This window comes from Pedobacter sp. UBA5917, from assembly GCF_002432345.1.
Lineage (GTDB): Bacteria > Bacteroidota > Bacteroidia > Sphingobacteriales > Sphingobacteriaceae > Pedobacter.
The window spans coordinates 1-11,543 of sequence record NZ_DJDT01000136.1; the positions used below are offsets into that span (position 1 = coordinate 1).

8 protein-coding genes are annotated in these 11,543 nt (G+C 42.6%); all 8 read right to left on the reverse strand.

All coding sequences use genetic code 11. From position 1 onward, the window contains the following. The coding region (locus B2V92_RS08350; protein ID WP_293306789.1) for a DUF5117 domain-containing protein at positions 1–736 on the reverse strand (736 nt) is incomplete at its 3' end. Positions 737–787: 51 nt separating this feature from the next. After that, on the reverse strand, positions 788–1,681 hold the full coding sequence (locus B2V92_RS08355; protein ID WP_293306791.1) for a peroxiredoxin family protein: 894 nt from the start codon (positions 1,679–1,681) through the stop codon (positions 788–790). 23 nt (positions 1,682–1,704) lie between these two features. Beyond that, positions 1,705–3,174, reverse strand: a complete 1,470-nt coding sequence (locus B2V92_RS08360; RefSeq protein WP_293306793.1) for a PKD-like family lipoprotein — start codon at positions 3,172–3,174, stop codon at positions 1,705–1,707. A gap of 30 nt (positions 3,175–3,204) precedes the next feature. After that, complete coding sequence (locus tag B2V92_RS08365; protein ID WP_293306795.1) at positions 3,205–3,978, reverse strand: DUF4843 domain-containing protein; 774 nt, start codon at positions 3,976–3,978, stop codon at positions 3,205–3,207. Positions 3,979–3,985: 7 nt separating this feature from the next. Then, complete coding sequence (locus B2V92_RS08370; protein ID WP_293306797.1) at positions 3,986–5,488, reverse strand: RagB/SusD family nutrient uptake outer membrane protein; 1,503 nt, start codon at positions 5,486–5,488, stop codon at positions 3,986–3,988. A 10-nt stretch (positions 5,489–5,498) separates the two neighbouring features. Beyond that, positions 5,499–8,900 (reverse strand): SusC/RagA family TonB-linked outer membrane protein, encoded by a 3,402-nt coding sequence (locus B2V92_RS08375; RefSeq protein WP_293306799.1) that lies wholly within the window; start codon positions 8,898–8,900, stop codon positions 5,499–5,501. A gap of 204 nt (positions 8,901–9,104) precedes the next feature. Further along, a complete protein-coding gene (locus B2V92_RS08380; RefSeq protein ID WP_293306801.1) occupies positions 9,105–10,277 on the reverse strand; it encodes a FecR family protein in 1,173 nt (390 codons plus the stop codon). A 48-nt stretch (positions 10,278–10,325) separates the two neighbouring features. Beyond that, positions 10,326–10,949: an RNA polymerase sigma factor gene (locus B2V92_RS08385; protein ID WP_293306803.1), complete on the reverse strand. Its 624-nt coding sequence runs from the start codon at positions 10,947–10,949 to the stop codon at positions 10,326–10,328. Positions 10,950–11,543 lie beyond the last annotated feature (594 nt).

Sequence of the window (11,543 nt, forward strand, 5' to 3'; positions counted from 1 at the left end):
GAATGGTTGATGTAGTAGCCTGACCGCCGATTGGCCCGCGGCTGTAGGTGCGTACCGTGCGGATCTCTACATTTTTTGGATAGGCACTTATCGAATTGATATACGACCGATCCGTTTGGATGCCGCCGATACCCAGTAAACCTTTAACACCGGCACTAAAGAAAAAAATCTCGTTCTCGGTATTGATAAAATCGGTAATATCAATTACGCTGCTTTTCACCTTGGTAGAATCGCCACCATAAGCCTTTACCGGAAATGAAGCTACAATGGGCTGGATATTTGAGTTGCGTACCGATTTATATAAACCATTGGCTGTGGTATCGGCCGAATGCTCGGTAAAAGAATTAAGACGCAATAAAATACGGTCGTTTGCTACTTTTTCGAAGCTGATTACATTTTCTGCAATTTCATCGCCGGCATAACCCATCATCTGCGGACGTGGATTGGATGCCGCTTTGGAAATGCGGTTTACCACCAACATTTCCCGTCCCAAAATCGTATCTGGAATTTCGAAATAATACTTTAGGCCAATCTGGTGAACATTGATCATACCCAATGCCGTTTTGGCCTTGGCTGTAATAATTTCTTTGTAAGGCTTAACGGTACCCACCACACTATCGGTTTTTTTAACCGGAACCGCTATGGTTGCTGGTGCAGTAACACGTGGCTTTTTCTGTCCGTACGAGAACATGGCAAAGCTTCCTATCGCCAGTGTACATAAAATTGATTTAAACATTTATCGTTTTTTGAAGGTCGGTTTTTAGCCGACCTGATATAAGATTTGGTTTTACTTTCCCTGTGTTGATTGTGGTAAAAGTGTGGCGAGTTTTTTGGCCAGCTCCGCTCCCCTTAGGTTTGCTGCAATGATTTTTCCGTTGGGATCGATCAGAAAATTTTGTGGGATAGACATTACCGAATACAACTGTGCCACGTCGTTTTTCCAGAATTTTAAATCGGAAACATGTTTCCAGTTCAACTGATCATCATGGATGGCCTTTAACCATGCATCGTGTTTGCCGGGCTGATCGAGTGAAACAGAAAGGATTTCGAAATTCCGGTCTTTGTAGGTATTGTAGGCTTTCACCACGATCGGATTTTCTTCGCGGCATGGTCCGCACCAACTTGCCCAGAAATCGAGCAGCACATATTTCCCTCTAAAATCAGACAGGTTAATGGTTTTGCCTGCGGTATCGGGTGCAGAAAATCCCGGCGCCATGCGGCCAATGCTTACTGCATCGAATTTATCAAGCACAGCTTTGGTTTTAACACCGGTAGCAGTTTGCTGAATGTTTTTATCCAATTTAGCAAATGTTTTTTCGAGGGACTGAACATCTTTGGGCAATGCTCCGATCACATCTTTTAATGCCAGTAAACTGGTAAAATAATCAGGGTGCTGTTTAATAAAGGCAAGGGTAAGCCCGTTTTTTTCCTCTTTAAACCTTGCCATTTCGGCACGCCAGGCACCAAGACCAATGGTATCGTACTTTACTTTTTTGGTTTGGGCCTCACGGTATGTTTTTTCGCTCAATGCCAGTTTCTGGTTCACAGCAACAAGCGTAGCCTCTAGTTCTTCTTTTTGCTTTTTAATCACCGGCGATTCTACATCCGGATCGTTTTGCTGTGCGAAAACACTTCCCGTTAGCGTAAAAGCTAACAGGAAGGCACTTAATTTTAGTTTCATATTGTTGGTGTTAATGTTTAATGTTAAAATACCCGGCTTCCGTTGCCCTTCTCTACGTAATTTAAACAGCTTACTTTTCCCTGGCCTTCAAAATCGGGTTTGCTTAATTGCTGTATGGTTCCGATTGAACTGATTTTATGTAGCCATACTTTATATTTTCCGCTCTGGTAAGAAGCAATGGCCAGAAAATCGACAGTGGTGGTCACACCAGCGGCCGGTTGCGGATATTTAATATGCTGGATACAGGTAACCACCTCACCCTGTGGCAGGGTAACCTGCAGGTTTTCTGAAATGGAAGTAAAATCGGTCATATAAATATTATTGCCCTTGGCATAATAGATATAATCCGAATCGTAATTCCCCCCAATGGCATCAGCCGACATTAATCCGTGAGTGGCAGGAACAACTTTGGTACCCAAAATCATATCACCCGAACCGGCCAGCGGACCATAACTGGCATTCATCCTGATTAAAAGTCCTTCTCCTGTTGGTTTTCTGAAAAGGGTAAGTGCAGCACTCCGCAAACCGGCATAACCACCGGCCCAGATCATATCGGCATTCATGTTTTTAACCAGAGCGCCGTTTGCACCCGGCAAAGCAAAAGTGCCGTTATCAGAAAACACCATTGATTTGGAATTATCATCAAAGAAGATGCCCCTTGCCGCTATTGCCGCTACAGGAGAAATTTTATAGGTAGAAAGTGGTGGACTTGCAAACAAAGTACCTTTGGTAAGGGTAAAAAGTTTATTATCGTTGATCAGGAATACATTATTATCGGCCATGGGTTGCAATATATTCTGTGGCTTTTTTACATCCGGCCGGGTAAAAAACATATCATCAAAACCCATTACCCTTTTTCCGTTATCAAGCCTGAATATGGCAGCATCCTGATCGGTTATGGCAATCATTACACTATAGAGATCGGTTGATTTTAAACTATTTTTGAACGAGCCGGAGAACACCGCCTTTATGCTTTTCCCTGTTAAGCCTTTACCATCGTTAAAATTGGCCATCCAGTTATCGATACGTCCGGTTGGATAGATAAAATCGAAATCGGTTTTATTGCCATCATCTTTTAAAATATACCAGCCCGTCATGGTTAAGGTAGATACCGAAAGTGCGCTGGTAATCATCTGTGTTACGCCTGTTATACGGTTTTTGAGGTTGAGCACCAATGTATATGCCCCCGGATTAAGCAAAACTTCGTAATGCAGGTCTTTTGATCTGGATATCGTATCGCCCTTCGGGATAATACCAGAGCCTACGGTATAATTATTGGAAAACACGGTCCAGTAATAATTGTAACTACGCTCATCTGATACCGCAGGGGTAATATCCAATTGATCCTGATGGGTAAAAACAGTATAGGCCTTTTCATAACCGCTCACAGTAGCAGCAGGCAAATCGGGAATGTATGCGTTTTCGCTTTCTTTTACACATGAAGAGGTAATTAATACCATCAGTCCCATGAGTAATACATATAATTTTTTCATCACATTTAATTTTAAATCAACAGCTAATCATTAAGGAAAAGTAATCGGCAAACTCCCTACCTCGTCGGTTTCGCGTAAGGGTGCTTTACCACTGGCAATGTTTACGGGGTCGTTATTGAATTTAGCCAGGGCAGTTTTTAAGGTATTGCCATAGTGTTGCTGTGCACCAAGATTTACCATGGTCTGGTACCAGGCTTCGTCAATCTGCTCATGTAAAACATCGATCATAAACTGGTGCTTACGGGTACTGTATTTTCCAAGCGTATAAAAAGCTGGCGCCGCACCATTATCTACCCTCCAGGAATAAAAGCGTTCTAAACGGTCGGAAAACAGGATTGATGTGCTCCGGCTCTGTACCTCTCCAAGCGCAAACTGATCGTTGGCTGCCAGTTGCAGGCGCAAACGGTATGTATTCGTTTTTAAGCTTGCATCGCGCAAAAGGATTACCGGGATCTTAGCTTTAACAGTATTGGCTTTAATTACCATCAGGTTTTTAATTGAAGGATCATCGAAAGGAACAAAATGCTGACCTGATACTGCCGGGAATAAATCGGTTTTATTGTTAACCTGAACAAATTTTACAGCCCGGTCTACATTGGCCATTTCGCCGATGGTATTTACCTGGATGTAAATCGTATCGCGGGTAATGGTTGGTGCATCGTACACAAAAGTGCTGCTCACGGTAGCGGTATCATTAAGTTGTACACGGGCAACATCACTGTAAAGCAGTCCCTGTGTTTTACTGCAGCTAATGGCAGTTACCGAAATAAGTATTGCTGCTAAAGAATATGTTAATCTTTTCATCGCCTTGCTAGTTATTGTTATAGTTAATTTCACGGTCTGGCTTTGGCACCAAGTATTTGGTTGGCTTGGCATTATAATAGGTATAAGTCCAGCTGGCCGGTAAGGTGGTTAAATTGAAGCGTTTATAAGTGAAGAAACTCTGCCCTTCGGCGTAAAACTCGCGTACGTATTCCCTGATCAGCTTATTTTTACGGTCGGTAACCCAATCGGTAGTATTAAATGAGGTAAAAGGAATTCCTTTTTTGCTGCACAGGAAACTGTAAGGCGCTTCGGCTGCAGCCTTGGTATCGGCGCATTCGGTTAAAATGAGGTACATTTCGCTCAAACGCAATAAAGGAATCTGCAGAATTGGAAATAAACCTGCTTTTTGGATATACTTTTTATACATCACATAATTGGTAGCCCCTGCGGTGGTTTTGTAGGTCCACATCTGTTTCCACCTGATATCAGATGTTCTTTCGCTCACCGGGAAAAGGTTGTTGAGGTAGTAAAAACCATCGGTGATATTAAAATCATAACGCATTAAACTTCCGGTTTCGCCAAAAAGCCCCGTAGCCGTGGTAGCCAGGTTATATACACTTAAAGCGCTGATATGCTCGGATGACATGGTGTAATCTTCTGCAGCACGGTCGCGTTCTTCACCAAGCCTGAATAAAGGAGCCCCGGTTGGGTCGGCAGCATCGATTACCATCTGGGCATATTTGGCTGCATTTACTTTATAAGAAGCATCGGAAGTGCTTAACCAAAGGTATACCCTTGCTTTTAATGCCAGTACAGTATAATAATTCATCCGCACCTGCCTGTATAACAAATAATTATCATTCAACACCGGTTGATCATTCTGCCCCGGGTTTAACTGTGCGATTGAATATTTACGGATGGGATCTACATCCTTTAACAATGCTTCAGCCTGATCGAGATCGCTGAGTACCGATTTCATAAAATCCTGATAAAGCAGCGGTTCGTGGATATCTTTGCTCACGGTGGTTACATAAGGAAGAATCCTTGCGGTACCAGGGGCTGAAGGCAGCGGACCATACATGCGCATGGCATCGAAATGGCAGAAAGCGCGGAGGGTTAGGGCCTCTCCTTTTACAATTGAATAGTTACCCTCTGTAAAAACCGATTTTTTATCGTCAATTACACTTAATATGCTGTTTGCATCGGCCACTACTTTGAACAGATCGGCATAAGTATTATCCAGCCAGCCCCTAACGGTTGCATCGGTATAATCGCCATTGATGAGTTTGGTAAGTGCCGTATTGCTAACCGATGGATTTTCCCAGTTGATGGCCATAAATTCGATATTGCCCCAGGTTAGTGCGCCACCATAAATGTTACCGCTTTTCATACGGATGTAGGCACCTGTTAAGGCATCCCGGAATCCTTTCTGCGTTTTAAACAGTTCATCCTGGGTAGTTTGGCCCTGAGGTTTTACATCAAGCCATTTTTTGCAGCCGGTTCCCAACAGGCTACAGAATATAATAACGGTTGTAAGTATTTTTTTCATGATCCTGTTTTTAAAATGCCGCAAATAATGAAAGTGAAAACTGGTGCGTGAAAGGATAATCGGTACCACGCTCCTGTTTCACTGTAGAGATATAAAAGAGTTCGCCGGTATTGCCTGCAATGGTTAAAGTTTGCATGCCCAAACGTTTCAACAACCTTTTATTGTTCACCTCGTAAGCCAGGTTGATATTCTGGCAGGTAAGTGTACTTTCGTTCTGTACAAACCTCGAAGAAGCATATACCATTGAGCCATCGTTTATGCCACGGTAAAGTGCTACATCACCAGGCTGTTTCCAGCGGTCGTAGTATACGCGGGCATCCACATTGAGGATTTTATTTGCATTTTCTACCTTATCAATCAGCGTTTGGTTATATAACTGCCCGCCAAAAAGAAAACTGAACGATGCATTTAGCGTAAAACTGCTGTAACGGAACAAGGTGCTGAAATTCCCCCTGAATTTTGGTTGGTTTAAACCTGCAGCTACACGGTCTTTCGCATTCCAGGTATAGGTTACCTCGCCATCTTTATTCAGAAAAAGCTCCTTACCTGTACTCGGATCTATCCCTAAAGAGCGTACCACATATATGGTATTCTGCGAATCACCTTCCCTGATGATCCGCGTAGGGCTTGTGCCGGCCTGAAGCGCCAGTTTTTCGTTTGCTGCTTTCATGGCCTCGGATAGTTTAACAATACGGTCGATATTGTGTACCAGATTTCCGGTTATCGACCACGAGAACCTGCGTTCGTTATTGCGGATGAGCCAAACGCTGGCCATTAACTCAATACCTTTGGTTTGTAATGCGCCTATGTTTTCGTTATAGCTCGTAAAACCATTGGCATAAGGCAGCTCGAGTGAAGAAAGCAGGTTTGATGTTTTCTCGAGGAACACATCGGCCTGTAGTGTAAACCTGCTGTTAAACATGGAGCTTTCGAAACCCAGGTTATATTTATTGGTTTGTTGCCAGGCCAGATCAGGATTGCCCAAAGTATTCTGATGCGCACCCAACCAGGTTTTGTACCTATCGTTCATGTAATAACTGTAGGTCCCCAGTGCCTGGTAGGCATCAAACTGGGTTGATCCGGTTGAGCCGTAAGATCCTCTCAATTTTAAGCGGTCGATAAATTTTAAATGATCCTTGATAAAAGATTCGTACTGCATGTTCCAACCCAACCCTGCCGACCAGAACGGGGCAAAACGGCGGTTCACACCAAATTGCGAGGCCCCATCAACACGGTAAGCCAAATCAACCAGATAACGGTCTTTAAGTGAATAATTGAAGTTGGCCACCGCTCCGATCCTCCTCCTAACTGATTCGAAACCCGTTGGCGTGCCGCCTTGCTGATATTGCAGCGCCATGCCCAAAAAGTCGATCGATTCGTCAGGGAAACCCTCTGCTGTAAAAGTGTAGCCTTTTGAGTTATTCTCGGTCATATCGATATTTACCCCGGCATATATACGGTGGATATTGTTGAACAGCTTCGAATAACTGGCCGATACATTTCCGGTATAACTAAAATCCTGACCGGATGAATAAGCATAACTTCCCTTTCTGAAAATATCGGCTTCACTATAGTTTGCAAAAGACGAATGTTCGGCCGGTTTAAAATTATCCTCATGGTTCTGGTTATTCGTAACCCCAACTCCTGCACGTAAAAACAGGCCGTTTACCGGTGTCCATTCCAATTGGAAATTATCGGTAATACTGGTGGTATGTCCAATATCGTAGGTATTTAGGGTAGCATCGTACAAAGGATTTGGGTACGGACCGCTATATTTTGAGGTTTGGGTAATAAAAGGCCTATAGTATGGTGTAAAAAATTTCACCACATTGCCTGCTGCATCATAAGGCTCCCAATAGGGATTTAGTTTAGCATAATCAGCAAAAGAGCCATAAGGCGATTGGCTGGCTTTGGTTTGGCCTACCACCAGGTTGTTCCGGAAAGTAAGCGTACGGTATTTGTACATCAAATTGATGGTACCGTTAAACGTCTGCCGGCCCGATCCTTTCATTGCGCCATTGGTATTGTTGTACTGCAGGGCCAGGTCGTAACGGAAAGTCTGATCACCACCTTCCACTTTTAGGTTATGGATCTGATCTACCTGCGTACGCAAAGGCACTGATAACCAATCGGTATTTACACCCTTGGCCACCTGACCAAGCACCTGGTTATAGTATTTCTGCAGTTCGATATTGGTTGCCGGATCCTGTGTAGCACTCTGAAAATAGCCCGAAAGTCTTTCGAGTTCCAGTTTATCGGCAGAATTTAAAAGGTTATAACTGCTTAGATCGGGGATACTTAAATTCACCCCTGCCCTATAGCTCAGCCTTAATTTACCGGCAATGGGTTCTTTGGTTTTAATCACCACCACTCCATTGGCCCCACGCGAACCATAAAGGGCTGTTGCCGAACCATCTTTAAGCAGGGTTATCGACTGGATTTCGGTATTATCCAGATCGAGCATGCGCTGTAAGGTGGTTTCAAATCCATCGAGGATAATGAGCGGTGTATTTAAAGCCGCCGAAGTCTGATCCTGGAGTTTATCGATATTCGGCAAACTCCGGGCACCCCTCATCTGGATATCCGGTATTTTATTCGGATCGGCTCCCGAAGCATTGTTCGGTACCACATAAAACGACGGATCGATATTACCCAAAGTGGTAAACAGGTTTCTGCCCTGAAACTGTTGCAGCTCTATCGCCGTGATGGTACGAACGGCGCCGGTATAACTTTCTTTCGGTTTATTAAAAATCCCGGTTACCACAATATCATCAAACTTATTGTCGCCAATTTCCATTTTAACCACAATGGTGGTTTCGCCTTTTTTAAATTTAACCTCCTGGGTTTTATAACCTAAATAGGTAATTATAAGTGTAGCTTTGTCATCCAGATTGGGGATAAAAACGGTTCCGTTTACACCGGTTACCACTTTTTTATTGGTTTCTTTTATGGTTACGGTAGCACCGGGCAAAGTTTTACCCTCTTCGTTGGTAACCACAACCTGAACGCCGGCCGAAACGTAAGTGAAAATAATTTTGCCTGGAGCACCTGTTGCCTTTTCGCGCAACATTACGGCTTTATCATCAACCTTATAGGTAATGGGCTGGTTTTTAAAACAGAGGAGCAGAACCTCTTCTAATGAGGCATCTTTAACGTTAATGGATACGGGCGTGGTTTTCTTTAAAAGTTCGTTGCTGTAGAAAAAATCGTAACCGCTTTGTTCGCGGATATCGTTGATAATCTGACTGAGCGGGACATTTTTCTTGCTAATTGTAATTTTCTGTGCAAATCCTACAGCAGAGACCTGCAGGAATGATGCAATTAAAATAACGGTAGTTAATCGCATAATAAGCAATAATTTGCGGACATACCCGAGCGGCATACCCCTTTTCTTGGGATAAATTCTATACATTTGTTTGGTTTGGTTTTGTGCAGATGCCCTGGCTTCGAATCTGGGGGTACCTGCAGCAGTAGTTGATAATTATTGGATAGATGCCAAACTTAGCCAGGAGTACCTACAGGTATTCCTGGTCTATTGCTGACCTTAATATTGCTGTCGTAGATATTTCTTCATGGTTTGTTTGGTTTAGGTTTATTGGGTTATTAGTTGTTTGTTTTATTTTGTGACATATACTTTACGTCCTTCAATCCTGAAATGGACATCACCGTTAAATTCGATGATTTTAAGTATTGCGGAAATGTTCCTTCCACGCGATATTTTACCCGAATAGGTTAAGTTCGGATCGGTTTTGGTTTCGTAAACAACCTCCACGCCATACCACCTGGAAATTTTCGACATAATGCCTTCCAGGCTTTCGTTAAATTTAAAATAGCCGTTTTTCCAGGCCACCACATCCTCCATATCCACATCTTCCGAAACAGAAATTTTATCTCCGCTGCGCAAGGCCTGCTCACCGGGTTTCAATAACGTTTGCTGTTTGCCCATACTGATCCTTACCGATCCCTGAAGTAAAGTGGTTTTTACAACAGGTTCGTCGTGATAGGCCATAATATTGAAATGTGTACCCAGTACTTCTACCGTTTGCCCTGCACTGGCCACTTTAAATGGTTTATCTTTTTGATGGGCAACTTCGAAATAACCTTCGCCGGTTAATTCTACCCTACGCTCGTTCCCGCTAAAATGGGTTGGGTACCTTAAAGAAGAAGCGGCATTAAGCCATACTTTGGTTCCATCAGCAAGATTTACCTGATATTGGCCGCCCTTTGGGGTTTCGATGGTATTGTATTGTTCGTTTGTTGCTGCTGTGGTATTCGATAAATCGTAAATGATTTTTCCTTCTGCGGTTTTAATTACTTTGATGCCCGTTTCATCGGCAATGGCGCCATTACCGGCTCCGCTAAGGTCAATTTTTTTACCGCTTGCCAAAATCAGCGTGGCTTTATTACCACCAGGGGCAACATCCGCCAATTTCTGACCAGCAATTTTGGTGTTTTGGGAAATATAAAAAAGGAGTCCTACGCTGAGCAGTACCAAAACAGATGCCGCTATGCTCCATTTTAACCAGGCAGAAGACCTGATTACTTTTAAGCCTTGTGCAGAATGGTTAATGCGGTTTTGGAGACTGGCAAAATCGGAACTGATGGTACGTGTTCTCGATTCTTCACCCATGAGCAACAACATCTGCCTGAGCTGATCAACTTCCTGTCTGCGCTGTGGGTTTTGCAACAGCCACTCTTCCCAGTACTGTACATCCTGATCGTTTCTTTTAAAACAATAATTCAGAAAACTTTCCTGTTCTATCAGCTGCAGATTTTCTTGATCTCCCATTTAAATTGATTAAACTTTGGAGAATAGAGCAGGAAATTTAAATTTTACCTATAGAATTTTTAAAAAAAATAAAATTAATAGTGAAAGGAGTGAAATTGCGATCGATAATGCACCTAAATCGCTTTCACCAATGATTTTTTTGAGCTTTTCTACCGCATTATAAATGGTATTATAGGCCGTTTTAACGGTAATGTTGTTGCTGGTGGCAATATCATCGTAAGAAAGGCCGAGATAAAACTTCTGATAGATCAACCGCGACTGACTTTCGGATAATTTATCGATATAATGCTTTAAAGTAAGTGTAACCTGGTTGCTGGTGTGCTGTTTAATGTGCAAGGTTTCTACCGAAGGATAAACGGGCATTTCTTCAATATCGTAAAGATCGAGGCTTTCTTCGGCACTAAAATGCTCCTTACGGAAAAGTTTACGGAGAAAAGCGGTTACGAGATAATTGTGATGATTGGTAATGTGACCGAGTTTATCCCTGTTTTCGTACACATACAAAAACAGGTCGTTAATGCAATCTTTGGTTTTTTCGGCATTCGCGCCTTTTTTGATGCCGATATAGGTAAAATAATCGTGGTAATGGGCATAGATATCGTAAAAGGACGTAGTATTTCCCTCTAAGATAAATTTTTCCCACTCCGTCTTTAGATCTTTTCCTTTTTTCAACGCCTGAAGCTTGCTTTTTTAGTCTATTTTAGCCGAGAGCTTGCTAAAACGTTTAAGATTAAATAAATATCGTGCAATTATCGACAATAGCAATAATATTTCCACAAAAATTTAAATAAAACTTCATGATAATTTTAACCAAAACCCGTAAGAGTAGAATTACAATATTGGTTTATTAGTTCATTGGTCATTAGTTCATTCGTTCACTGGGTTAACTGGTTAATTGGTTAACTGTACCTAGCGATCGTCATCCTGAATTTATTTCAGGATCTATCCAGCGCTATGACCCTGAAATAAATCAAGGTGACGTATGGATGGAAAAAACGCCGTCATCTCGACTGAAACGTCCCGAATATTCGTGAGAGAGATCTATCTTGCGACAGATTTAGCTTCGCTGAGCCTACAGGTTCTCGACTACGCTACTATTGAAGTTATTCAGTATTCCATTAATAATAAGCGATTTACTGGCCGTCTGCATTTCCATCCAGCTAGGCCAAAGCACTACATCCCCGTTTTACTTAAAACTGGCCTAACAAATTTTTAGGGTTCCACTGCCCCAGCCATCCCACTAACTTTCAAAGAAAAATTTTCAGC